General features: G+C 54.9%; 17 protein-coding genes and 1 pseudogene. 8 read left to right on the top strand and 10 right to left on the bottom strand.

Annotation, left to right across the window (positions count from 1 at the left end):
• The first annotated feature begins 345 nt into the window (after positions 1–345).
• Together hmpA and ric are read left to right on the top strand one after the other, a co-directional pair.
• The gene (gene hmpA, locus NHH03_RS04610; protein ID WP_253154577.1) at positions 346–1578 is read left to right on the top strand and encodes an NO-inducible flavohemoprotein; all 1233 of its coding nucleotides are present in this window, start codon (positions 346–348) and stop codon (positions 1576–1578) included.
• A 99-nt stretch (positions 1579–1677) separates the two neighbouring features.
• A complete protein-coding gene (ric, locus tag NHH03_RS04605; protein ID WP_390895497.1) occupies positions 1678–2397 on the top strand; it encodes an iron-sulfur cluster repair di-iron protein in 720 nt (239 codons plus the stop codon).
• 55 nt (positions 2398–2452) lie between these two features.
• Here the strand turns inward: ric and NHH03_RS04600 are convergent, their stop codons facing one another.
• The 6 genes from NHH03_RS04600 to NHH03_RS04575 form a co-directional block, all read right to left on the bottom strand.
• The gene (locus NHH03_RS04600; protein WP_253154575.1) at positions 2453–4267 is read right to left on the bottom strand and encodes a sulfatase family protein; all 1815 of its coding nucleotides are present in this window, start codon (positions 4265–4267) and stop codon (positions 2453–2455) included.
• Between the two features lie 118 nt (positions 4268–4385).
• Entirely contained in the window at positions 4386–5981 is a 1596-nt protein-coding gene (locus tag NHH03_RS04595; protein ID WP_253154574.1) for an alkaline phosphatase, read from the bottom strand.
• Between the two features lie 665 nt (positions 5982–6646).
• Complete coding sequence (locus NHH03_RS04590; RefSeq protein ID WP_253154573.1) at positions 6647–7927, bottom strand: CynX/NimT family MFS transporter; 1281 nt, start codon at positions 7925–7927, stop codon at positions 6647–6649.
• A gap of 165 nt (positions 7928–8092) precedes the next feature.
• Positions 8093–11347 (bottom strand): DUF6797 domain-containing protein, encoded by a 3255-nt coding sequence (locus tag NHH03_RS04585; protein WP_253154572.1) that lies wholly within the window; start codon positions 11345–11347, stop codon positions 8093–8095.
• A 240-nt stretch (positions 11348–11587) separates the two neighbouring features.
• Positions 11588–12661 (bottom strand): dihydrodipicolinate synthase family protein, encoded by a 1074-nt coding sequence (locus NHH03_RS04580; RefSeq protein WP_253154571.1) that lies wholly within the window; start codon positions 12659–12661, stop codon positions 11588–11590.
• 4 nt (positions 12662–12665) lie between these two features.
• Positions 12666–13691 carry an NAD-dependent epimerase/dehydratase family protein gene (locus NHH03_RS04575; RefSeq protein WP_253154570.1) on the bottom strand — a complete coding sequence of 342 codons (1026 nt, stop codon included), beginning with the start codon at positions 13689–13691 and terminating at the stop codon, positions 12666–12668.
• A 343-nt stretch (positions 13692–14034) separates the two neighbouring features.
• Here NHH03_RS04575 and NHH03_RS04570 point away from each other — a divergent pair, with 343 nt between their 5' ends.
• Positions 14035–14604, top strand: coding sequence for a c-type heme family protein (locus NHH03_RS04570; protein ID WP_253154569.1), 570 nt, complete (start codon positions 14035–14037; stop codon positions 14602–14604).
• Between the two features lie 5 nt (positions 14605–14609).
• Positions 14610–15305, top strand: a complete 696-nt coding sequence (locus tag NHH03_RS04565) for an MOSC domain-containing protein (RefSeq protein WP_253154568.1) — start codon at positions 14610–14612, stop codon at positions 15303–15305.
• A 241-nt stretch (positions 15306–15546) separates the two neighbouring features.
• On the opposite strand, the gene NHH03_RS04560 is transcribed toward NHH03_RS04565, so the two are convergent.
• The 3 genes and pseudogenes from NHH03_RS04560 to NHH03_RS28325 form a co-directional block, all read right to left on the bottom strand.
• On the bottom strand, positions 15547–16842 hold the full coding sequence (locus NHH03_RS04560; RefSeq protein WP_253154567.1) for a pectate lyase: 1296 nt from the start codon (positions 16840–16842) through the stop codon (positions 15547–15549).
• 101 nt (positions 16843–16943) lie between these two features.
• Positions 16944–17276 (bottom strand): hypothetical protein, encoded by a 333-nt coding sequence (locus NHH03_RS28330; RefSeq protein WP_390895496.1) that lies wholly within the window; start codon positions 17274–17276, stop codon positions 16944–16946.
• A gap of 213 nt (positions 17277–17489) precedes the next feature.
• Positions 17490–18331 (bottom strand): annotated as a pseudogene (locus tag NHH03_RS28325) (DUF1593 domain-containing protein); the annotation flags it as partial.
• Between the two features lie 115 nt (positions 18332–18446).
• Between NHH03_RS28325 and NHH03_RS04545 the strand changes: the two are divergent.
• The 4 genes from NHH03_RS04545 (at position 18447) to NHH03_RS04530 (ending at position 22780) form a co-directional block, all read left to right on the top strand.
• Complete coding sequence (locus NHH03_RS04545; RefSeq protein ID WP_261364080.1) at positions 18447–19298, top strand: helix-turn-helix domain-containing protein; 852 nt, start codon at positions 18447–18449, stop codon at positions 19296–19298.
• Positions 19299–19559: 261 nt separating this feature from the next.
• Positions 19560–20819, top strand: a complete 1260-nt coding sequence (locus NHH03_RS04540; RefSeq protein ID WP_253154563.1) for an amidohydrolase family protein — start codon at positions 19560–19562, stop codon at positions 20817–20819.
• 305 nt (positions 20820–21124) lie between these two features.
• The gene (locus NHH03_RS04535; RefSeq protein WP_253154562.1) at positions 21125–21946 is read left to right on the top strand and encodes a hypothetical protein; all 822 of its coding nucleotides are present in this window, start codon (positions 21125–21127) and stop codon (positions 21944–21946) included.
• A 111-nt stretch (positions 21947–22057) separates the two neighbouring features.
• Positions 22058–22780 carry a 3-keto-disaccharide hydrolase gene (locus tag NHH03_RS04530; RefSeq protein WP_253154561.1) on the top strand — a complete coding sequence of 241 codons (723 nt, stop codon included), beginning with the start codon at positions 22058–22060 and terminating at the stop codon, positions 22778–22780.
• A 171-nt stretch (positions 22781–22951) separates the two neighbouring features.
• Here NHH03_RS04530 and NHH03_RS04525 read toward each other — a convergent pair whose 3' ends face one another.
• The gene (locus NHH03_RS04525; RefSeq protein ID WP_253154560.1) at positions 22952–24505 is read right to left on the bottom strand and encodes an outer membrane protein assembly factor BamB family protein; all 1554 of its coding nucleotides are present in this window, start codon (positions 24503–24505) and stop codon (positions 22952–22954) included.
• Between the last annotated feature and the right edge of the window lie 1217 nt (positions 24506–25722).

The raw sequence follows: 25722 nt of genomic DNA, 5'->3' as shown, positions 1-25722 counted from the left end.
GCGGGAGAGTACAGAGATCGAAGCGGCAAATCGCTGAGTCGTTTGAGTTGAAGAGGCTGTTTAGCGCAACTTCAAAACGCGTCAGCGATGGATCCCGCTAACACCCACAATCCCTCGTTCACGCGTCGGGTTACCATAAAAGTGCTGGCTTCAAAACTCACGCGTCGCGCTTGCGATCAACACGCATCGAAAAGACTCCGGAGGACACGTGATATTTTGCGACGCAATAAATATGCACCTTGACATGCACAATGAAAAGTGTACGTTTAGGTGCAGATATGGAGCTGGCGTTTTCCGTCCTCTCCAAACTGCTCGCAGAATTCCCTCCACCCGAGAACCCCGCCCATGCTGAGTGAAAAAACGATTCGGATTGTCAAAGAGATCACGCCGTTGGTGGCGGCCAATGCAGAAACCATCACGCGACGGTTTTACGAGCGGATGTTCGAAGCCAATCCGGAAGTGAAAGCGTTTTTCAACCAGGCGCATCAACATTCCGGTGGTCAACAGAAGGCACTTGCCGGCGCGATTTGTGCCTACTTCACTCACATCGATAACCCGGCCGTGCTGATGCCGGCCGTTGAACTGATCGCTCAAAAGCATGTGTCGTTGGGCATCAAAGCGGAGCACTATCCGATCGTCGGCAGCAATCTTTTGGCTGCGATCAAGGATGTCATGGGTGACGGGGCGACCGATGAAATCATTGCCGCTGTCGCAGAAGCCTATGGGTTTTTGGCTGACATATTTATCGGTCGCGAAAATGCGATCTACGAAGAACAAGCGTCCGCCCCGGGCGGATGGAATGGAACGCGAACGTTCGTGGTGGCCAAAAAGATTCCCGAGAGCGATATCGTGACTTCGTTCTACTTGAAACCCGAAGACGAAGGCCCTTTGGCGCCGTTCAAGCCCGGCCAATACATCACTGTTCACATCGACCACCCTCACGCACCCACCTCGCCACGCAACTACAGCTTGTCAGATAGTGCCAGCGAACCGCATTACCGAATTAGTGTGAAACGCGAAGGAAGACTCGCCGCCGACGCTCCCGATGGACTGATCTCCAATCACTTGCACGATGGCATTGAAGAAGGTCACCGCATCGAACTTGGCCCGCCATGTGGTGAGTTCACGATTGATCCAGCAACGGTTGTGAAACCGGTCGTGTTAATCGCCGGGGGAATCGGGGTGACGCCGCTATTGTCGATGGCCAAGTCGATCATTCACACTAATTCCAACGCGCCGATCTATTTCATCCAAGCAGCTCGCAACAGCCAGGTACAAGCGTTCGCCGATGAGCTTCGCAATCTGGCAGATACCGGGCCAAACGTGCGCGTCAAAATCATCTACGACGCTCCACTGCCCGGCGACATAGAAAATGGCAAGTGCGACGACACTGGTTTTGTGACAACGGACTTGCTGCGCGAATGGACACCCTCTTGCGACGCCGAATACTACTTCTGTGGCCCCAAACCGTTCATGCAGAACATTCACGCTTGTTTGCAAGAACTAGGCGTTGACGAACACCGAGTTCGCTACGAGTTCTTTGGGCCTAAGGAAGAACTGCAAACCGTTCGATCCTGATCATCCATAGCGATTGTCGGCCGGTCCTTTGGTTCGGCCCAGGCAATCTGCTGGGGTTTTGCCCTGGATCTTCACTCCCTTCACTTCTGGAAACCAATGATGCAAACGATTGATATTCAAACCACAGTTGGCGATCTCGTGCGTGAAGTCCCCAGCCGTGCCCGCGTGTTCGAGTCAATGAAGATCGACTATTGCTGCGGCGGAAAAATTCGTTTGGCAGATGCCTGCGCCAAGAAGCAGATTGATCCAACCCGTGTTGTCGATCAATTGCAAGCGTGCGACTCCAAGCTGAATGAAGAGGGGGCCGTCGATGCCGACTCGATGAGTCTGACGGAATTGGCCGATCACATCGAATCAACGCACCATGGTTTCCTGGAGGAAGAATTACCACGCCTAGACTTCATGACCAACAAGGTTGCACGCGTTCACGGCGAGCATGAACCACGGTTGTTGCAAACTCGTGAAGCGTTTGTGGCACTGAAAAACGAGCTCGAGCCTCACATGATGAAGGAGGAGCAGATCCTGTTTCCACTGATCCGCCAACTGGAGGCCTCTGCGGACAATCCCGCGTATGACTTCGCCAGTGTCGTCAATCCCATTCGTCAAATGGAACATGAGCACGATCAAGCGGGCGATGCACTCATGATCCTGAATGAATCCACAGACGGCTACACAGCGCCACAGTGGGCGTGTAATACCTACCGAGCCATGCTCGATTCGCTCGCTCAACTCGAACGGGACATGCACCAGCACATTCACAAAGAAAACAACGTGCTGTTTCCAAAGGCACTTCAATTGGAGAAACAGACAACAACGTAGTCATTGGCATCACACGCCTGCGTCGTTCACCATTGGACTGCGTCCGCTACCCTCGCTAATCCGTTAGCGTGACTGTTTTTCCGGTTGCCGGTTTGAGTGTGATACTCTTGATCGACGTGATGTCGCCTGGCAACTGGATCCGTAGGTGGATGATTTTTGATTCGCCGGGCAAAACCGTTTCAACCGTTTGCCAGTCGCTTGACGATGTGGCAGCAACGTTCACACGATTGGCTGCGATAAATGCGTTGTCGGTTGACGTTCGCCAGGAGAGGCCAATTTCACCGGATGTTGGCGTCTTCATCACGATGCTGACAGCGACAGGGCCGGTCAATGTCAAACCGTTTCGAGCCATAAACGGTTGCTGCTTTGCATCAGGATTGGTCGACGAAATTTGCACGCCCTGATTGGTGAGTTTCATTTTCCCGTTGCGAACGATCCATGGGATCGCCGGATCCGTGGATTTTGTGTTTGCAGCGTCGGGGGAGGGCACGAATTTTTCAGGCAGCGGTGTCGCTGGTTTGCCGTCGAGATAGAAGTCGAAATAATCTGTGGCAGATTTCGACATGTCACCGTCGGCTAGGCCCGGTGGATCAAGTCGGCTGGCCCATTGCGAGAGTCGTTCACGCAGGCGATCGGCTATCTCGGGATGCTCGCCGGCGACGTTGTGTTTTTCTTCGAGATCGCTTTTCAAGTTGTACAGATACTCGCGGTCACCGCCGCGGAGCAGTTTCCAATCGCCTTGGCGGATGGCTGATTGGGCGAGCCACCGCCACGCGAGAAAGTCATGTGGTGCGTCGCTGTTTTGACCGCTTAGGTACGGAATCAAGTTGACGCCATCGAAATCGTCTGGTGTCGATTCGATCGACGCCAGTTCAGCTGCCGTTGCGGCGACGTCAAGTGCGCTCACTGGGTGATCAAACACTTGGCCGCCGGGAATGGTGCCGGGCCATGAGATGACGAACGGAACATGCATGCCGCCTTCGGAAAGCATTCCCTTTTCGCCGTTGAGCGGGTCGTTCAAGGAACCGTCCCAGCCTGGACCTCCGCCCGGCGTGTCTCGCTTGTGGATCTTCAATGGAGCACCGTTGTCGCCGATGTAAAAGATCAGCGTTTTTTCGGTCAGGTTGTGTTTTTCCAACGTCTGGGTAATCAGTCCGACACCGTCATCCACTGCGGACAACATCGCCAGCGCCTGCCGACGTCGCTCAGGCATCTTCCCCGGGAATCGATTGAGGTACTTTTGCGGTGCGTCCAGTGGAACGTGGGGAGCACGGTATGCGACGTACAAAAAGAACGGGTCGTCTTTGTAGCGTTTGATTAGCGAGGCGGCGGCCTTGCTGCATGCATCGACGTGGTACATCTCCGGTGGCAAGTTCGACATCTTGCGGTCGCTGCCGTCGAGTTGGATGTTGGCGGCGAAGGGGCGTCCGGAGTTTTGGTTGAACACGTGCTTGAATCCGTGATCGCTGATGTTTGGCCCCGGTCCGAGGTGCCATTTTCCAAACTGAGCGGTCATGTAACCCACACTCTGCAGCCGCTCGGCGATGGTCAGCTCGCGATCGAAACCCTCCAGCGTTTTCCCGTTGGCCTCAACGCCGAATTTTGATTGAAATTTTCCGATCAGTAGTCCGGCTCTGGACGGCACGCACTGCGGGGCGGTGCTGTATCCATGGCGGGCGAGTACACCGCGATTGGCCAGCGCGTCAACATTGGGCGTCTTGATGTCGTCCAGAACGTCTTGGCAGGAGAGGTCGGCATGACCGTGGTCGTCGGTGTAGAACACGATGAAGTTCGGACGAGGGTCTGCGGCATCGGCAAACGACACTGAAAGCCAGGCCCAAACAAGACAGAATTGGGTGAATTGATTCACGGGGCTACCTTAGGTTAATCCTGGTTGCGAGAGCGTCTGTCGCTCGACTGAGTTAATTTTGGGATGGCCGCAAGCAACCCTGCGCACTCCGTTGCGTTCAGGGTTATCGTCAATCCACCTATTTGCCGGTCGTCTGAATGAGTGCTTCGGGGCGAACGAGATTTAGGTAGTGTCCGTGGTCGGCGGTCAGGATCAATGCGGTTTCGTCCCAGCCACCGTTTTGTTCAATCCAATTCACCACGGCTTCAAAAGCATCATCACCACTGTGCACCGCACCGATGGAGTTGTCGATGTTGTTGGAATGGTTGGCCCAATCCACGTCGCCTGATTCGACCATCAGCCACCACCGGTCGCTACGGGAATCGAGCACGTCGATGGCCGCGATTGCCATTTCGCTGAGTTTGACGTTCTCGTGCAAATCCGCTTCGCTGTACTTCTCTGCCGCGGCAGGTTTGGGATTTCCGAAACTGACCACCGGGTTGTAGTTTCCATCGGCTGTGCGGAACGGTAGGTGCCCGCCCTGGGCACCAAAGAACCCAAATAGTCGCTGGCCGTTTTCTTTCGCATTTTGCACCCCCTTGTTCAGAACATCGGAACCAGCAACGCCGCTGGTTCGCTGCGCGACGACGTACTTGCCGCCATTTTGGGTGTCGATCGCGGCCAGGTCGTCGGGGGCAATGTACCGATTGCCTGGGACAAAATTTTTCCCCTGGGCGCCATCTTTGTCCTTGTCGATTCCCCATCCACCGCCGATCAAAACGTCGACTCCCGGCAAACCACCGGGGTGATAGATGGATGGCTGGCCGATCAGATCACGGGTTAAATCTTGATAGTCGTTTCGATGGACGTTGTTGGCGTACGCACAGCCCGGCGTCGCATGGCTGATCGGAACGCTTGTGACAACGCCGACTGCGAACCCTTGCTCTTGCAGCGTCCGCGCAATCGGCAGTGCTTCACGTCCTACCGAATCCACGTTCATCGCTGCGTTGTAGGTTTTGATGCCGCAGGTTAGCGAAGTCGCGGATGACGCCGAGTCGGTGTAGGCGTGTTTGATGGTTTTGCCCTTGCCGATGGGGTAGTCTGGATCGGTGATCGGTTGCCATGGTGCAGCTCCGGCCAGTTCAGCGTCGTATCCACCACGAAGTTTGCCATAGGGATTGGTAACCGTTTGTTGATCGACACTGACAGATGTCCCGTCGTTATGAGGACTGGTGACACAGTAACCGAAGTCCGTCTTTGCACCACGATAGTCTTGGAAATGCAAGCCTTCGCCGCGTCCTTCGTGGTAGGCCACTTTGCCTAGCTTTGCGATCGCAGCCGCTCTTGTTATGTCCCAGTCCATGCCGTCAAAGACAAACAAGATGACACGTTTCTTGCCGGATTCGATTGCTTGCTTCTGAAGTCGATAGACGTCGGTTTGGTCGATGTACTCGGCTTGTGGATTCAGCGTCTTTTCTGGCAGATAGCCATAGAGTTTTTCGATGGCTGCGGCGTCACGGTACAGGCTGTTTTCACCACCGACCGACTGAAGATCGATCCCGAAGGTGTAGACCGGAATCAGGCGGTTGCTATGCGTTTTCCAACTCGAGTAGGTGTCGGGGTTCGGTCCCCAGTGTCCCCAATCGCTTTTTCGCGTTGCGACTGCGTCGGCTTGCAACTTTGCGATCGGATCATCGATTTGACCGAACGAGGGATTTGATGATGCCAAGATCATCACGCCAATCAGCGCAGCAATGGGTCTGATGAGGTCAGAGCGAAAACGCATCTTCAGTCCTGGGTATAGAGGTGGGCAGGGGGGAGGGTGGGGTGGGAGGGAGACGCTACTTGGCACCCACTGGGGGCATCCCCGCAGCGAGTGGTTTTCCATCGACCGCGATCGTCTGAGGAAATCTTCCGTTGGGCACAACCGAACCGACGGAAGAATACTGCACGCTAAAAGCGCCCCACAATGGGGCCGCCAGAGTTTAACAGTTGAGCAGGACTCTTTCTGCAGAAACAGCCCTGCGGGGACTCTCGCCGGATTGAATTCGGCGAGGGGGAGAAAGTTGACAGTTTGTGGCTATCCACAGGGAGGTTTCGGCAATTTTCTTTTGTTCGACCACTGTTCGATCGCGTTCGGTTCGAATCTGAGCTCTGTTCATTCACTGACGAATTGCCGCACACTCATCGCCGTTGGGGAGCAGGCATCAAGCAGGGCCGTCACTTGGTGATGAGTGACCGAAAGACACCGCTCTGCAATCTTTGGCTGAGTCTGTTGAATGGATCGGGCGGGCATCAACGCGCCTTCCTTTGGCGATTCGACAGGCGTGATTGACGAGTTGTTTGCGGATGGGGATTGAGATGCGAGTTCTGGTCGTTCGCAAACCTGTCGCTCGTTGCTCACTGGTTGTTCAACGGTTCGACCTTTGCAATGGAATCGGCGGCATTTTCCACGACGCCCAATGTTCTCGCTTTCCCGGCTCCCACGCCCATCATCAGCTTGATCACAGCAATGACAAGCAGAAACAGCAGCCCGTAGGTCCAAGATCTAGTCAAATCATAGAGGCTGCCGAACAGCGTCGGGCCTGTTGCCGCGACGAGGTAGCCGATCGACTGTGCCATGCCAGAGAGCTCCGTGGCAGTCTCGGTGTCGGCCGAGCGAACGACAATGAACAGCAGGGCCAGACCAAAGGAACCACCTAAGACAAAGCCAATCACCGAGACCCATAGCTCCACCCAGCCCAGCGCAGGCAACAGCAATCCGGCGATCCCAATCACCTCCACAACAAACAGGCCCACGACGATGCCTCGTTGGTCTTGCCTGGTTCCTGCAATGGTCGGAATGATCAACGACCCTACGATGCCCGTTGCTTGCGACAACGACAGCATCCAACCGGAATACGCCGCGTCGTATCCTCGATTCATCAGGATCGCAGGCAACCATGCCAAGACCACGTAAAATGTCATCGACTGAAGCCCCATGAAAAGGGCGACTTGCCATGCCAGTGTTGATGCTCCCAAGTCTTTTAATGCCTGCTGGAAACTTCGCGAATGTTGGGACCGTTTCAGCAGACGCAGCTGAGGAAACCAAACCACGCAAGCAAGCATCGCCGGGATTGCCCAGACACCTAGTGAACCCCGCCATCCCAGTCCGAAATCATGTGCTAACGGAATGCTCAACCCTGCGGCCAACGCAGCTCCCAACCCCATGCCGCTTGAATACAGACTGGTAATGAATCCGGAATGGGATGCAAACTTGCTTTTCGCGATGCTTGGCAATAGCACATTGCCAATCGCGATGGCGATTCCCAGCAACAGAGTTCCCAGATACAGCGCGGGAATCGACTCCAGAGAACGAACACCGCAGCCAATCGCCAGCAATCCCATCGCCCCCAGCATCGCGCCGCCAATTCCCAACCGTCGGGTCAATAGGGGAGTGAACGTCGAAACGACACCGAACGCAATCAGCGGCAAGGTGGTCAACAAGCCCAGCAGCGAACTCGACAGCCCGGTTGATTGCCGGATGTCTTCGATCAGCGGTCCCACGCTCGCCAGCGCCGGTCGCAGGTTGACTGCAATTAACAAAATCCCTGCGATCAGCAAGATGTTTGCCGATCGCGAGTGAGTCTTCAGCGGACCGCTTGTCTGATCGACGTCGTCACCCTTCAAAATCCGTTTCATGCATTCCCTTTTCGTCGCCGATTGTTAGAACGCAACATGGTATCGCCTATCATGTGAACCGTGAATCGCCGGTTGATGGGTAAAACGCATCACCGGGGGGACTGGTCTGCACCTCGTCCGGAACGTTGACTGAACACAAATAGGAAGCCGCCTACACCGATTGTCTTAGCGGGCAACGTTGGCATTCAGCGGCGACGGAACGGCATTGATCGTCCAGTAGATTTCTTCATCAAAAGCTTTTCCCTCGGCTGTTTTCAAATGCAACAAAAGATGCAGTTGGTCGACGGCAGCGATGTCGGGTGTGACCAGACGAACGCGGGTGCCGGCTTTTTTCGAACCGAGTGGTGCGATTTGAACGGATTCGATTCTCAGTTTTTTAGTTCCCAATTTGTCGGTCCCCGGAATGTACTGATCGGATCCATAGTTTCGACTCCACTTGTAGTCCCATTGATTGCCGACGTAGGAATTCGGTTGTGTTGCAGACGCCGGGTCTAATTCAAAATTCAGATCCAATTCCAATCCACCGTGAACGACGCGCGCGTCAATCACCATGGGCGCCGGTTTGCCGCTGTACCGCAGTCGTTGGACTCCGCCGTCCGTCAGCCCCACTCGTCCGCCTCCATTCCAACCCTGCAGTCCTGTTGCATAGACCTGGCCGTCACGGGGATTCACACGTCCGCGCATGATGCCCGTTGAAAAGTTGTAGGGCAATTTGACGATCGCTGCTTGCGACAGTTCGCCGACGTCCTGGATCATCAGGTACGACATCCATCCTTTGCCGAAACTGGTGTGCAGCAAGTGTCCCGACAGCGGTCCAAACCTGTCGTCGTCGACCCAGATTTGCCCGCCGGATGAATTGTCGAACTCCTGCGGCATCCACACCAGCGGCGGATCAAACCTGTCAGGGGCCTGTACCTTAGAAATGTCAATCGATCCGCCACCGGGTTCCCACATTCCAGGGATTGAGTAGGTGGGCACCCAACCATAGTATCCACCGGGTTTGAGCAAGTTGATCTTTGACGCTGGCGTCCATTGGCCTTGGTTGTCGCTGTTGACGATTCGTGATGGCGACGAGGGGCCGCCTGGAATGGAGCCCATCCCATTGGGAGTGCGGAACCCGGTGCTATAGATTTCTCGCGTCTTGCCATCAGGCGAAATTTTGAACACCGCACCGGGCAAATCAGAATCCGCTCCGTGCCCGCTTTTGGCGTAGTAAAAGTTGCCGTCATCATCGGTTTGTAAATCGAAGTTGAAGGCATGGAAGTTGACCGAAACGTCCGGGTCCGCACTGAAGCTTTCGTAAAAGTCGGCTTCTCCATTCCCATCCTGATCGTGCAGCCGTACGATCCGATCCTTGCACGTCACATAGACTTGTTCGTCGACAATTTTCACTCCGAACGGTTCGTACAGGCCAGCGGCAAAACGTTTCCAACGCAGGTTCATCAGATCGGTATCGATCCCCGAGACGACCCAGACGTCACCGCCATAGGTGGAGAGTGCCATCCGGCCGTCGGCGAAGAAGTCCAGCGCAGAAGTGCGAAACCAAGTGTTGGATTCGGTCGCATCGGGCATCGTCAGCGTGTCCAAAACGTACCCGCCGGATTCCAAACCGAGCGTCCCGATGGTTCTGATTTCGCCCGGCCACAAAGTGGGGCCGCCACCGATTAATGTTTCAGGCAACGGCGAATGCAACTCGGCAGGCCACGAGCGGATTCGCTGCGTCAATTCTGAATTTGAGTTGCTTGCACCAGGTAAATCGGACCACATTCGGACAATGTCCAAATGGCGAACGTCATCGTCAGCGGGAATCTGCAGCGTCAACCGCCCCTGATCGTCGGTGACCCATTTGATGCCCTCCCTGTCACCGCGAACGACGAATCCGGGATTCCGATTCACCGCGAAATCAGATTCGGATTCGCTCTCACTTCCGAACTCGTCGGCCAACCACAGAACCAGTGAGCGTCCGGGGGATAGCTGCAATGAATGCGTGATGCTGTTTTCATCAGCGCTACGCGGCAATTCCAAAATGGACCGACCGTCGATCTGATAACTCAGAATCACACTGTCGCCCGATACATAGTAGCCGTAGTAGTTCATCCATTTGGTCGGCATCGGACCGCGTGGCAACAGGTCGTTGCGATCATAGTCCATCGTTCCATCGTGCCCCCATTGCCAGCGGGACGCCGCTTTGATCGCGGCGCCCTTGGGAGATGCTGTGCCTTCGCCGCGATCGCGGACATGCTGGGTTTGTGTCAGGTCCAGAAATCCACCTGCCCAAATCTCCGCTTGGTTCATCGAATGCAGGTCATAAGAAATCGTGAGCTTGCCCAGCGGAATTGTCAGTGCACTGCTGACTTCGCGGCGAAGTTGAGATCCCAGTGCTGGCCCCAGGTCTCGCGGCACGTCAGCGACCTTGGTGCCGTTTTCAGTTCCTTTGGGAAGTCCTGCCAAATAATCGCTGGTGACCTGGAAGTAGTCAGGATTAGAAGGCTTCATGAATGCTTCGCGGACGTAGTGCACGACCTGGTAGCGTTCCTTTGGTGTCAAATGTGACATGGGTGCCATCAATCCGTTTCCGTGTGACAGCGTCAGGAACATGCGATAGGGATCCGCCCCAAACCGCAATTTTTGAGTCCCGAACGCACGCGCCGTTGGCAACGAGGGCGTGTTTCCATCGCTACCGTGGCAATTGAAACAATAGCCGTGGTAGATCATTTGTCCTTCGTCAAAATCACGCTGACGCAGCTTGTCGATGATGCCCGCATGATCCAAGTCGGCTGTGTCATCTTTGACGGCAAGCTGTTCCGCCGACGGTTTGAGTTCCGCAGCCATCGACGGACCACCTGCGGAAACTCTCATCACGTATTTCGCGATGTCCAGAAAGTCTCGCAGTTGGATCAATGATGCGACCAAACCATCGGGCATCATCGAAGTTTTATTGATTCGGATCGCTTCGACATCGTCCATCGACAAGACTTTGTCATGCGTCAGGTCCGATGCTAACCGCATGGTGATGGCGTCATCAGTTTGCGATCCGATCATTCCCGCAAGAACTTCGCCGTCCGCTGTCAAAACCGAATGGGTTTCAAAACCCTTGCGGATCTTTCTTGACGGATACAGCAGCGATTCGATGACATGCTGGTCGGTAACCTCGCCGATCGTTGCCAAGTCCGGGCCCAGCGGCGACGATTCACTGTCACCAAGGTGGCAGGAAGCACAGGCTGCGGCCGACTTGTAGAACAGGATCGCACCACGTCGAGCGTCTCCGCGCTGGCGAGCTTCAGTTGCCAGACGTTCGACTCCGGCGTTTTTGAGTTGAACTTCCAGCGGCAAAGGATGCCGCAGCGTATCCGCATGGACTAGCGAGGCCATCGAAACGAAACAGCAAAGCAGCACTCGCCCAGTCATGGAGAAAATCATGGATCACTTATTGTTTAGTCGTTGTTTTTGGTTTCGGCCAATTTTAAAGCCGGTGCTTCGTCGACATTTTAAAATTAGGGTCAACTATTCGTGGCGTAAGCTTCCAGCTTGCGATTCACCCGGTGTCCCGATGGCGGTGTGCTGATGGCAAGCTGGAAGCTTACCCCACTTTCAAAAGTGGACGAAGCACCGAAGTCAAATTGCACCGTGTCGCGACGTTTGGAAACACGCCCCACGAGGTCATTGCAGCCATCGGCTTCGATTCTCGCACACAAACTTGTCGTCGTTTAGATGGGGGTAGGCGGCGATCACGCGATCGATTTCTTCTGACTGGCCTGGCGACAGGGATTCGTTCGGATCCAGACACCATATCCCAGGCAGCATTCCCTGCCGACGTAGAACCTCGTGAATTCCCGGAATGCAGCCAGCAAAGTGATTTGCGGCATCAAAGAAGGCTGCATTGCAATCGGTGACTTCAATGTTGCGGCGTAGGAGTTCGGGAGGAATGTCATCACCACGATCGAGCAGCGCCTGGATTTCGTTCAGCAATTCAACGGCCGTGTGAGTCCACACACACCAATGCCCGAGTAATCCGCCACGAATGCGAACCGATTTGAATCCGTGTGCAGTGTTGATTCGATATTGCGTCAGCAGGTCCGCGATGATGTTGTCATCGTTGCCGGTGTAGAGCGTCACTTGATCTTCTCGACCGGCATCACAGACGGCGCGCACGACATCCAGTGTTTGATAGCGGTTGAAGGGAGCCATTTTGATCGCGATTACATTTTCAATTTCAGCGAACTCTCGCCAGAATCGATACGAGAGCACGCGACCGCCAACGGCCGGCTGCAAATAGAATCCGATGACTGGCATGATCTCGGCGACTTCTCGGCAGTGAGCCAGCAATTCGTCGTCCGTCGCATCGGGGAGTGCCGCTAGACTCAACAAACAGGCGTGATACCGCTGTGACACCGCGAACTGGGCTTCGGCGATGGCCTGCGTGGTTTTTCCGCAGACCCCCGCGACTTTGAATATCTCGCGCGATTGCGAACCCGCGTAATCGTCAATGACTTCTGACGTCAGACTTAGCACGGGTTCAAACAATCCGATCGACGGATCACGAATTGCGAATTGTGTCGAATGCACGCCGATTGCAATTCCACCAACACCCGCGTCGATGTAATAGCGCGTCAACGCGGTTTGGTAGCGTGGGTCAAATTGCCGCTGCGCATTTAGCGCTAACGGATGTGCCGGAATCACCATTCCACGACGTAGATTTTCACGGACAGCGGTGGGGATGTCGTTAATTTTCATTCGGTCAAAAAGCTCCGTCGTTGATTTCAAAATGGGTTGGTTTGCCCAGCGAACGTCCCCCAATCTTGATCCAATTTGCCTGCCAGCGGATCAGTTGCTCTGCAGTGACCGACGGAACGCCAAACAACGCCGTGGCTTTGGCACTGTCGCTCAAATAGGAAACGTTGCCGGCCGTCGTTGTAAATCGCACCGGTTTGTCTAGCAGTTTGCCGAACTGTCGGGCAACAGCTTCGGTAGACAGAGTTTCCGGTCCTGTAATATTCAGAATCGTTGCTGGTGACGTGCAATGCCCCAAACACATCAAGGCTTGCTGATTCGCATCGCCCTGCCAGATCATGTTGAATGCTCCGGCGGAATTATCGACAGGTTGATCGTGCCAAATCTTTGTGGCGATATCGTGCAATACACCGTAGCGAAGGTCGATCGCGTAGTTTAGCCGGTACAGGCACAGCGGCGTTCCCCAACGATTGCTGCCGTACTCGAATATCCGTTCGCGACCCAAACACGACTGAGCATACTCGCCGATCGGGGCCGGCGCAGTGGTCTCGTCTGGCATGTGGTCCACGTCAGCCAATGGGTAAACGCACCCCGTCGAAAACGCCACAATTTTTGAATTGCGAAAGTGATCTGCGACATTTGCGGGAACCATTGTGTTCATCGCCCAAGTCAGAGATTCTTCGCCGCCCGTTCCAAACTTGCGTCCCGCCATGAACAGAACGTTGGAAGCTTTGGGAAGCTCCGCCACCGCAGCGCGGTCGAGCAAGTCACATTTGATGGTCCGCACACCAACGGATTCCAAACGCTCGCGCGCTGCGGCATCGGAAAACCTGGCTACACCGTAAATGTTCTTTTGCACGCCGGATTTCTCAATCGCTGCAGCGGCCAACTGTCCCAGACTGACGCCCATCTTCCCAGCGATTCCCAGAATGATCAGATCGCCATTCAGATGACGCAGGCATTCAACCAATGCATCACTCGGCTGGGTGAGAAACGCATCAAGTTGAGTTTCGGTTTCGATCAAATCTGGCACAGCAACAGTCGTTGTGGGGGAGTCAAGAGAGGGCGTCGATTGTCGGCATTGGACCTGGAGTTTATACGCCAATCTCAGGCCACGTGTTTGTCGCTGCGTCATTCGGACCGATTTCTGCCGCTGTCGCGTGTCCAGATACCTCATTCTCCCTCCCGCGCCCGAGCGACGGTCGTCTTTGCGACCGGGAACGGGCGATCAACACCCAAAGAGCAGAGTGAACAGCCAAAGGTCAATCAAACTGTATTGGCGAACGACCAAACTTGACGACCGCGGCCATTGGATCTAAAAAGATGCACTGCATGTGCATGTTTTACGAAAGGTTGCAATTCTCGGAGAAAATGACATGAAACGTTTCTTGCTCGTTGTCTGTTCAGCGTCTTTCGCGATCGCCGTATTCCTCAGTACGCACCAGTGGGATCATTCCACGGCGAATGCCCAGGAATCTAAAGCTCAGGAAACCAAAGCCCGGTCGACTCCCAACAAGAAGGCGATTGAGCGTTCCCGGCGAACCGTTAAAACGCTGGATAACATTTTTAAGCAGACGATCGTGCTGGTGACCGACAAATACGTCAACGACGATGACGACTTCGCCGCAGGCAGTGCTGCAGTGTTGCTGTTCAAAAACGTTTCAGACGGCAGCGACAATACGATCCGTCTGATCGATGCCACCGGCGACCCCTATGAATCCGAGAACGTCGCCAAGGATGATTTTGAAAAAGAGGGCATCAAGAAATTGAAAGCCGGTGCCAAGACGGTTGACGAAGTCATTACCCAGGATGGCAAACACTATCTGCGCGCCTTGACACCAGTGCCTGTCGTGATGGACAAGTGCATCATGTGTCATGCCCACTACGCCGATGCGAAAAAGGGTGAACCGATTGGCGCGATCAGTTACACCGTTCCGATCGACTGAAAACCATGAATCGAGTCGTCACCATCCAGGTCGGAAAGCCCCAGGAAATGGACTCGGACATCGAGTCCAACAAGCCCTGGGTGTCTGGTTTCTTGAAAGAATCGGTTGCGGGGCCATTGTGGTTAGGCACCACGAATTTGGAAGGCGACGGGCAAGCTGATCTCAATCATCACGGTGGGCCACACAAGGCGGTTTGTGTGTATCCGTTGGTCCATTATCCGTATTGGCGCAAGACGCTTTGCAGGCCGGATTTGAATGGCGGTGCTTTTGGCGAAAATTTCACGGTGGATCGATTGACCGAGAGCGACGTTTGCATTGGTGATGTGTGGACGATCGGCCAAGCAACCGTCGAGGTTTCGCAGCCTCGTCAGCCCTGTTGGAAGCTCGCGCGGCGTTGGAAAGTGAAGGACCTCGCTCTGCAAGTTCAGCAAACCGGTCGCACCGGTTGGTACTTCCGAGTGTTGGTCGCGGGTTACGTGCAGTGCGGAATGTCGTTAAAGCGGATCGACCGTCCTGAACCAAACTGGACCGTCGCCGCCGCCAATAGACTCATGCACTACGACAGGACCAACCGGGCGGACGCGGCGAAACTTGCGGCCGTCCGATCGCTTTCACCGAGTTGGAAAGCAACGCTCACCAAGCGGGCGGAAAAAAATCTTCAACCCGATGAAGGGAAACGCTTAAACGGCGGGAATGCATAGCAAGCTTTCTAGGAATCGCCCAAGAAGCGGTGCTCGAGCAAACGGTCAAAGATTCACTCGATAAAAATGTCACGACGGTCATGCATCAAAGACGGTCAATCCACGACATTTCTTTTCCGATCGAGACAAGGGCCATGTCGCCAACAGCCAAACGAAAAACGTCAAGTTTCCAGCCGCGTTCCCATCTCTCTGAACTTCACTGGACCAGTCCTTAGGCGTCTCCCAGCCTGCTAGGACGGCCTCACTGTATGCTGTTGATGTATTTTTCCAACATCGTGTAACCACCTTTCCCAACGGCCGTCCCGTCGGTCACTTCATTTGGATTAAGTCCGTGATTCGTTTCCCATTCGTCGGGGATTCCATCGTGGTCGGTGTCTTTGGGGGCGGGGGTGCTGGTCAGTTCAGGCCAGCCGCCAACGTTTTTTTGCGAATCAATGATGCCCGTGGGTTTCGAGGTGTCCGCCACGCGTTTTAGGGTCTTGTAGACGCCTTCGTACGTTGCCGTGCCGCTGCGAACTTCCTGTATGACTCGCGTATCCACTGCGTCACGTTTCGGCAATGTTGCTCCGGCATGATCGAGAACTGATGCGAACGCTTCTTCCGCAGTTTGTTGATTGATCGGCATTGCGTCCCAGGGTTCGTCCAGCTTGATGAAGTTGCTGCCACGCACACCGCGCCAATTCTCTGTGGTGACCGAGGGGCTGCCCTCGATGACGTTTCCGTTGACATACCAGCGGCCCCGATCATCCGCTCCGCGTGACGAAGGCTCGGCAAGCTCAGCCATTCTTTCAGGATCGGTTGCAGGGCCTGGTTTGTAGTAGTTCGCAATCAAATTGATGGTGGATAGCTTGGAATTATCAAATCCTTTCTGCTCCGCTTCGCCACCATAGCAACTGCGATATCCCCAGTTGTACACGACGTTGTTGCGATAGTCTGTGTCGCCACAGCCCGACGCAAAGCGTGGGTTTCGACTGGAATGATGGGCGATCAAGTTGTGGTGGTAGGTGCTTTTATTGCCTCCCCAAATGCCCCCGAATCCATGCTGGTTTTTGCTGTGATTAGAGTCGAACATGCTCTCGGAAATGATGCACCATTGAACGGTCACGTTTTCGCAGTGGTAGATCGACATCGTCTCATCCACGCTCCAGCTGGCTGAGACGTGGTCCAAGATCAAATTCTTGACGTACCTGGCTGAGATTGCATCGGCATCTTTTTCTGATTCGTCACCAAACCTGACGCGTAGATACCGAATGATCACCTCGTCTGCGCTGATCATCAACGGGTATCCTCTTAGGCAAATTCCGTCGCCAGGGGCCGTTTGGCCGGCGATGGTAATGTGCGGGTTTTTGATTCTGATGTCACTTTTCAGGTTGATCGTTCCTGAAACTCGGAAGACTACGGTTCGCGGTCCCTTGGCATCGACTGCGGCACGCAAGCTGCCTTCGCCAGAATCATTCAGGTTGATCACGTCGATGACACGGCCGCCACGCCCACCCACCGTGTGTTTGCCATATCCTTCCGCGCTTGGAAATGCCAAGGGGGAAGCCGGAAGTTGAGTTTGGGCCAAACTGATCGCGGGACAGTAAAGCGTGGCAATTAAGACAGCTGCCTTGTTAAAAACGCAATACATTAGTGTCTCTACTTTGTAGGTTCAAAGACGATTCGACGGTATCCGGAAAGGTTGTGTGTGCCATCGTCGGTGACCTCGCAGATGACATGGAAGGTCTTTCCCGCTGATCCCGATGGAACGTCAACGGTGGCAATGGGCGACCTGCTATTTGAAATTTGAACTTCTTGGTTCGCCGTGCCGGCTGCGGACAACACCCACCAGTGGAATGTGAGTTGATCGCCGTCCGGGTCGGATGAATTGGAAGCGTCGAGCGTGACCTTTGACCCTTGCTGGGGTTTCCGGATGAGAATGTCGAGTGTCTTGTCTTCACCAATGGCAACGATGGGATTTCGGTTTCCCATTCCCTCCTTGGCCCAATCCATTCGCGCGGCAAAGTTATTGAATGTGGCCGGGTAAAAGTGATTCTCCAGCGAGTTGCACACTGTCTTGCTTTCACCGGCGTGGTTGGTGAAGCAACGGGTTTCACCGTCGTCGCTCACGCCCCACGATGAATAGCCGCCCCAACCACCGTGGGACGGAATATTCGGGTTGCTTAATCCATTTGGAATCAGATGTAGAAATGCAGGCGTGTCGCCTTCGACACCGTATTTGTATTTCGGATAGACCTTGCCAAGGTTGCCATGACCCTGAATATGAGTTTCATATTCAGGCCAGTTTTTTTTGCCGGTGCCATTTTGGAACTTCCAAGCACATTCATCCCAGATAAAAAACAGGTCTTGTTCGAATTCACGTCGCAACCATTGATGAGAACTGTCCGAATAGGGAGTTTTCTGGTCACGATCTTGATCGGTAATCGTGTACACGCGGAGTTTCTGCAGAAAGGTCTGTAATTCCGCAGCGCTGCGATCCTGCTGAACCCGCCATACAGCCTGGGCCAGCGTGTTGCCTCCGCCCCAGACTGTGATCCACAATGGCCGAGTGTCGTTTTCGTCCACCAACTTGATGATTAGCTCACTGCCTGGGGAGTCATTGCCCTCGCCTACATGTTCGGATCCACGCTTCTTGCTGCCCGTCAGGGTGCGCGTGCGCAGGTAGTTGGGGCTCGGCCAAAAACCGATTTGTTGACGCGATTCGTCTTGTTCGTGCTCCGTCTGGCTGGACCGCATTCGCAGATTCTGCAGATCTTTTTCGTAAGCGTTGATCGCATCGTGGATCAACTCGATGAAGTCGTCACGCGTTTCATTGAGGCTCCAGCCAGTCGTGAATACCAGCCTTCGATTTCAAGCAGGTCCGCATGAACCAATAGCCGCACCAAGGACTCACTGTCGTCGGTTTCCCAGGTCGAAACATCGGTCAATACCACGACGCGAGGTTTCAGTGGCTCCGCCGAAGCGGTTGCCGAAACAGTAATGGTGAGTATCAGGATCAGTTTTGTGATTCGACTCAGTCCGTTCATCACGGAATTCACTCGTTCATTGGGCCAGGACATCATTTTTCTCCAGCCAATATAATCTTAGTTCGACAGAAGCTCTCCCTGTTTCTCGGTTTGTACCCACGGTATTCTAAGGTGGATGAAACAATTCGACATCTCCCGTCCTGAATTCTCGCCCTACGGATTCACATGCGAATTGTGGACTCCGGCCCGTATGCCTCGCCCGGATCGCCACAATGAGATCGAATTGAATCTGTTGACATCCGGCACACTTACCTACCTGTTGGGTGGTCACCGTACGACGATCAAAGCTGGGAAGCTTGCAATCTTTTGGGCGGCTATTCCTCACCAGATCGTTCACTTCGAAGGTGAAGCACCATACTACGTTTTGACATTGCCGCTGAGCGAATTTCTGCACATCGGTCTGCATCTCGATTCGGTAAACCGTGTTTTGAAGGGAGAGCTGCTGATTGATTCAACGCAGGATGCAATCGATGGGTTGAACTTCCAGCGCTGGGAACAAGAACTTTGCGACGGTGCTCCAGCCCTCAAGCGTGCTGCGCTCCTGGAAGTGCAAGCGCGGCTGCTGCGATTCTCACGCAGGCTATCCGACAGACCAGCGACGTCTTCTGCGCTAATTCTGTCGCGCGCGGATCAGTTGGCCTGCTATCTCGCCAAAAACTATCACCTATCGTTAACGTCCCAGTCGATCGCCGATGCGAATGGCGTTCATCCAAACTACGCGATGAATCTGTTCCGGCAGACGTTTGGCATCACGATGACAACATTTATCGTTCAGCACCGGATCTCTCACGCTCAGCGTTTGCTGATCACCACGGACGACAGCATCTTGAACACTGCGCTTGCATCAGGGTTTCAAAGTCTCAGTCGCTTCAATGAAGCTTTCAAAGCAGCATGTGGATGCTCACCACGGACCTACCGCAAGATGCATCGTTTGCAGGACGGTTCACCGGAGCGGCAGGAGCAGTGAATTCAGCCGACGCCGCGTATCGCCAACCGTTACACTCATCCGGTGGCGGCCGTTGCGGAACGCTTTGAACGCGGTTCTATGATTTGATTCGTCCCGGTCATCGGCGACCACCACGGTCGTTCTTCCCAGCTTGTGCAGCGCACAAGACCTTTCCAATCCAGCATCATTGTCAGCCGACAGAGACGAGAATTGCCGATGTATCGAGAATGCCACACTCCCACGAGCTTGATAGGTCTGATTCTTGCACTGCTACCGTTGGGGATGCCAGTCTTGTTCGATATCGGCCAAGCCCATTCACAAGAAATGAACAAGCTTGCTTCGCTGCCGCCCGATTCAGTGGTCGCGATCGTGGGCGGTAACTTGATCGACGGAAACGGTGGCCCTTCGTTACAGGATTCCTGCATCGTGATCCGTGGCAACCGAATTGTTGCCGTGGGATCTCGCCACGAAACACCGATTCCAAACGGAGCGAAGGTGTTTGATGCCGACGGGATGTCTGTTTTGCCTGGACTCATCGACACCCACTTCCATTCGCGCGATTCGGTGAAGCAACCGGTCGAGTTTGAGCTTCACAACGGAATCACTTCGTTCCGCGATCCGGGGCATCCGTTCAAATATTACACGACACTGCTCGCCAGCGATGCCACGATTCCAAGGGTCTTCCTGTGTGGAGGACATCTCGATGCGCCCCCGGTGGTTTGGCCTGATCAGGCAGCCGTTGTCACGACTGAGGACGAGGCCCGCCAGGCGGTCAATCGCCATGTGGATCGGGGGGCATCGGCCATCAAAGTCTATTTCCGCTTGCCGCTCGAACACATTCGCGCAGCATGCGACGCGGCTCACAATCGCCACGTACCGGTCACTGCCCACTTGGAACTAGTGGATGCCGATCAGGCCATCGAAGCGGGCTTGACTGGCATCGAGCATATCACCAGTTTCGGAACGTCGATTGGGACAAAGGATCAAGTGGACCAGTTTAAATCAATGGTCACTGCAAACTCCAGTGCCAGAGGTGAGTGGCGATACCGGCTATGGGCACAATTGCAGCTGGAAAACAACCCGCGGGTGGACAAGCTGGTCGATTTGGTTGTGCAACGAGGTGTGTTTGTTTCGCCGACCTTGGCCGTCTTTGAACGACGCGGGGGTGAGAAAGACGCGACCGCCGCCGAGGCAGCTGGGTTCAAAAACATGATGTCCTTTCTGGGACGCTGTTACCAGGCCGATGCAAAAGTCGTGGTCGGATCACACACCTCGGCTCCATTTGCTGCCCGAGGCAAGGCATATTTGCGCGAGGTCGAACTGCTGGTCGAGGCAGGGATGAAGCCAATGGATGTGTTGACAGCGGCAACCAAAACGGGAGCGGAATTCTTGGGCGTGGAGGATCGACTCGGGACCATTGAAACAGGAAAGCTCGCAGATTTAGTTGTGGTCGACGGCGACCCATCAAAAATGATTGGCGATCTCGGGCGTGTGACGAAAGTCATGCTCAATGGCCAATGGACCGAGCGTCCCTCTGACTGACGACCGACAGTCAGTTGAAGCATGCAATTCCAGTGTTAACTTTCAGCGTGGGAACTGGCCGATGAGGCTTGCATTGTTGTGACGCAATTTCTAACTGCGGATTTGATCCGCGTTGTGCGGGACAATCGCGACAAGTGCTCGCTCGATTGGTCAAACTTTCCATCGCCGTGATGGATGCTGTGAGAATGTTCCCTCCGTGGGACGACAGAATAGACAAGTTGTCTGGGTGGGCTAGGTCTGTTACAATTTTAGACAACAATCTCAAATTCTAATTTGCACGTGCGCCAGTTTGACCGGACATGATCATGCGATGGTTTTTTGCATTCACTGTGTTCTCTGTTCTATTGGCTAGCGCGGGTGTGGGCGATGAAGCGGATCCTCGAATTGCCGAGGCGCTTGAAACCACGACCGAGGCGGCAACGCATTACGAATTCTGCTTAGCAGACGATCCGTCGGAAAATTTGAACTTTCATTCCAAATCTCTCCTTCATTGGTCAAACCCGGTGATCGGAGTCATTTATGGCAATGTTTTCGTTTGGACCAAAGATGGACGCCCCGAAGTCATCGGGTCCCTCTTGCAATGGTACGAACCACACCAGCACGCAACCCACGAATTTCATTCGCTCTCAGCCACGCGTGTCGAGGGTTCGCACGACGGCCAATTGGTTTGGGAAACCACGGAACCCGGGATCCAGTGGAAGCCGATACCTCAAGCCCCCATTGTTCATGAATCTCCGTTAGTTCGCCTTCGGCAAATGCGATCGATTGCCCGACAGTTGAAAGTCACCAGCACGAATAAGAATGGAGATGCATTTAACTTGCGACTACTCTCCCAACCGCTTTTTCGTTATGGCAGTGACGAATCGAACATCCTTGATGGGGCACTTTTCTCATTTGTGCAAGGGACCGATCCAGAAGTGATCGTCTTAATTGAAACCAGAAAAGACGATTCGGGCACGCTACACTGGACGATTGCGATGGCACGAATGGCTGCCCTGGAATTTGCGGCTGAGTTTCAAGGGCAAGAAGTATGGCATGTTGAAGCGATGCCCTATCATGTAGCAATGAGCGGGAAAATGCCTTACTCGTTGTTTCGGTTTCGAAATCAGAAGATTGAATCGGAATGAGACTCGGCGCGAAAGTGTTTGACACCGCCGTGGATTGGGGCCTCGGTCGGCCGGGGGGACTCTCTGCCCTACAAATTTTCATTTTGCCAACCCGTTTCCATGAGCACCGCAATGACTCGCTTGATCTGTTTGTTAATTTCGATTGCCGCGATCCTCAACTCGCTTGAGACGGCGTCCGCTGAGACGAAAACGGAGTCGAAAACGGTTAGCCTGTTTAACGGCAAAGATTTGACGGGGTGGCACACTGATATCCCGCATCGTGATGAGAACCCGGACGCAAAAGCGAGCTTTATTGTCCGAGACGGGATGCTGGTGAGTTTGGGCGTTCCCAACGGTCATTTGATTACCGATGCCGTCTACGAAAACTACCGGTTTGAAGTCGAATATCGTTTCGCTGGCGAACCGGGCAACTGCGGGGTGTTGGTTCACGCATCGACGCCGCGTGCGCTGTACGGAATGTTTCCCAAGTCGATCGAGGCACAGATGAATCACACCCACGCGGGTGATTTCTGGTGCATCGTCGAGGATATCACGGTGCCCGACATGGTCCAGCGGCGAGGCCCGAAGGAGGAGTGGGGTGTCACCGAAGGAAAGGCGCGAAGGATTCGCAACCTGACCGATGATTCCGAAAAACCATTGGGCCAGTGGAATACGATGGTCATCGAGTGTGTGGGCGATGCCATCAAAGTCTGGGTCAACGGTGATCTGGTCAACCATGGAACGGGCTGCACCGCAAGCAAAGGTCAACTTGCGTTGCAAGCCGAAGGAGCGGAAGTCGAGTTCCGGAAATTGGATCTGACTCCGATCACGAAACTTAGCAGCGCCGGAAAATAGCGAGCGAAGAGTCGCGAGTTGCTCCGTCGATCACAGGTTCGGATTGCCCAACGATCCACGACATGAAATGAGTGGGGCCGCCGACGTCAGATCGGCGAGAACGAATCCATGTCCGACGGACTTCGCTAACTCAGATCCGTACCATTGCGACTGTCGGTGGGGCTTGGGGATTTAATGATCGTTTTTGATGCAGATGAGCTCACGGCTGGTGCGCTGATACAGATTTCCGTTGGCGGGCGTGAGTGGAGACAGGGTCCATGTTTGACCGGGAAGGCCGAGATCGTTGACGGCCGTCATCGCATTCTCGTCAAAATGTTCGGCGGTTGCGTCGACCACGTAGACCGTACCGAGAACGGTTGAAAAGTAGATGTGGTTGTTCACGACGATTGGTGTGGCAGCAGAGATGTGTCCGAAACCGTGGCTCAAGCGCCGACGGTCACCTTCCACGGAAAATCCAGAACCGGTTTCGTCCCCAGACTTGAAATCAGTCCATGAAAAATTCTTCACGCCGTTTTCGACTGTGACCTGAAGCGGAACTTGCAGGTAGCTGACGTCACCTGTTTCAATGTCGATGCGACCTAGGATTCCCGCTTGGCCACTCATGAAGAAGTGATACTTGCCAACGCCGATATTGCTGCGGTGCGTTAGCAAATGCCGTGGTTCCAGCGTAGAAGCAGCACGTGGTTTGTAGCGGCCACTTGTTTCATCGAACGCGATCAGGCTGCCGTTGTCGCGAATCGGAATCTTTTTGATCGTCTCACCGGTGGCCAGGTCGAGAACAAAGAGGTCGTTTCTGTCGAAACAATAGGCGTGTTTCTCGTCGACGAAGTGAGTGCCTTCGAACGAGAGTCCCTGCCGCTCCCAAATCTTGTCGTGCGCCGCGTTCAGCTTGGAAAGCGTGATTCCGTAGGGTTTTTCCGGGGGACTGTGGCTGCCGCCTTTGGCATGCAGCAACACGTTCTGGCCATGCAGTGATCCCAGAGCGCCCTTGCTGTGGACGCTGATGCCGTCCGCCAGGACTGCGGTGGGTTGTCCTGTCAGTGCATCAAAGCAGCGGACAAAAATCCATGGCCAGCCGGTCTTGCTGTTTTTGTCATAGTCGCTGGCCGTCTGAGCGCGGCGCTGTGGATCGTTCGCGTCACGCATCATTGCGTAATAGAGATTTCCGCCGTGCAAGAACGGTTGAAACTGTTTTGCCGAGTGCTTGGTACGAACTTCAAATTCCTGAGCCCAAACCCGCTGGCCGTCCAGAGTGTGACAGGCCATCCAGCCACCGGCGTTAATGAACCAGACATGAATGCCATCGGTGACTGGCGTGGGTGTTGTCGAATCTGTGAAGGTGCCATTGACCTGGTTTGGCCGCCGGCCAGGCAAATCGCAGCTCCACAGGATCTTTCCTGTCTCGGCGTCCAGACAATACCCACGCGTCTCTGAGACCCAGGTGCCGTTTGGGCCGTTGTCTGCGGGAGTGAGTTTTCGAAAACAGGTTAGAAACAGCTTGTTGTCTGAAATCGCAATGCCGCTGTGACCTGTCTCTGGCAAAGGGATTCTCCAGCGGATGTTTTCGCCGGTGGCTACACTCCAATGTGTTGGATATTGGGCGTCCGTGGTCAGATGATAGTTGTGCTGGGGGCCGCGATGCTCCGGCCAACGATCCTGGCCCACCGCGACCGGCGCCAGGGCAACGATGATGCCCACAAGTGTCAATCGGATTCTAAGTGTCACGTTCACGTCTACCTGTGCTAAAGAATGTGATTTGACTTTACCAGATCTACCCACGGTCGATTCAGCGCAGTTGCCCGGGGACAGAGCCACTCCGGTAGCTGATCCCGCCAAGGGTTCAGTTGTTGGGGGGGCGGGGAGTCTGAACCGTGGCCGGTCCAGCTACGAGTGGGCACTCTAGTTTGGGGTCTGTCCCCGGGGACTCCACCACTCCGGTAGCTGATCCCGCCAAGGGTTCAGTTGGTTGGGGGGCGGGGAATCTGAACCGTGGCCGGTCCAGCTACGAGTGGGCGCTCTTGTTTGGGGTCTGTCCCCGGGGACTCTACCACTCCGGTAGCTGATCCCGCCAAGGGTTCAGTTGGTTGGGGGGTGGGGAGTCTGAACCGTGGCCGGTCCAGCTACGAGTGGGCGTTCTTGTTTGGGGTCTGTCCCCGGGGACTCTACCACTCCGGTAGCTGATCCCGCCAAGGGTTCAGTTGGTTGGGGGGCGGGGAGTCTGAACCGTGGCCGGTCCAGCTACGAGTGGGCGCTCTTGTTTGGGGTCTGTCCCCGGGGACTCTACCACTCCGGTAGCTGATCCCGCCAAGGGTTCAGTTGGTTGGGGGGCGGGGAATCTGAACCGTGGCCGGTCCAGCTACGAGTGGGCGCTCTTGCTTGGGGTCTGTCCCCGGGGACTCCACCACTCCGGTAGCTGATCCCGCCAAGGGTTCAGTTGGTTGGGGGCGGGGAGTCTGAACCGTGGCCGGTCCAGCTACGATTGGGCACTCTAGTTTGGGGTCTGTCCCCGGGGACTCCACCACTCCGGGAGCTGATCCCGCCAAGGGTTCAGTTGGTTGGGGGGCGGGGAGTCTGAACCGTGGCCGGTCCAGCTACGAGTGGGCGTTCTTGATTGGGGTCTGTCCCCGGGGACTCTACCACTCCGGTAGCTGATCCCGCCAAGGGTTCAGTTGGTTGGGGGGTGGGGAGTCTGAACCGTGGCCGGTCCAGCTACGAGTGGGCGCTCTTGTTTGGGGTCTGTCCCCGGGGACTCTACCACTCCGGTAGCTGATCCCGCCAAGGGTTCAGTTGGTTGGGGGGCGGGGAATCTGAACCGTGGCCGGTCCAGCTACGAGTGGGCGCTCTTGATTGGGGTCTGTCCCCGGGGACTCCACCGTCCCCGGGGACTCCACCACTCCGGTAGCTGATCCCGCCAAGGGTTCAGTTGGTTGGGGGGGCGGGGA

The sequence above is a fragment of the Stieleria tagensis genome (assembly GCF_024129865.1).
Taxonomy (GTDB): Bacteria; Planctomycetota; Planctomycetia; order Pirellulales; family Pirellulaceae; genus Stieleria; species Stieleria tagensis.
The sequence above is the reverse complement of the archived record's forward strand: the minus strand, read 5'-3'. Positions and strand labels throughout refer to the sequence as shown.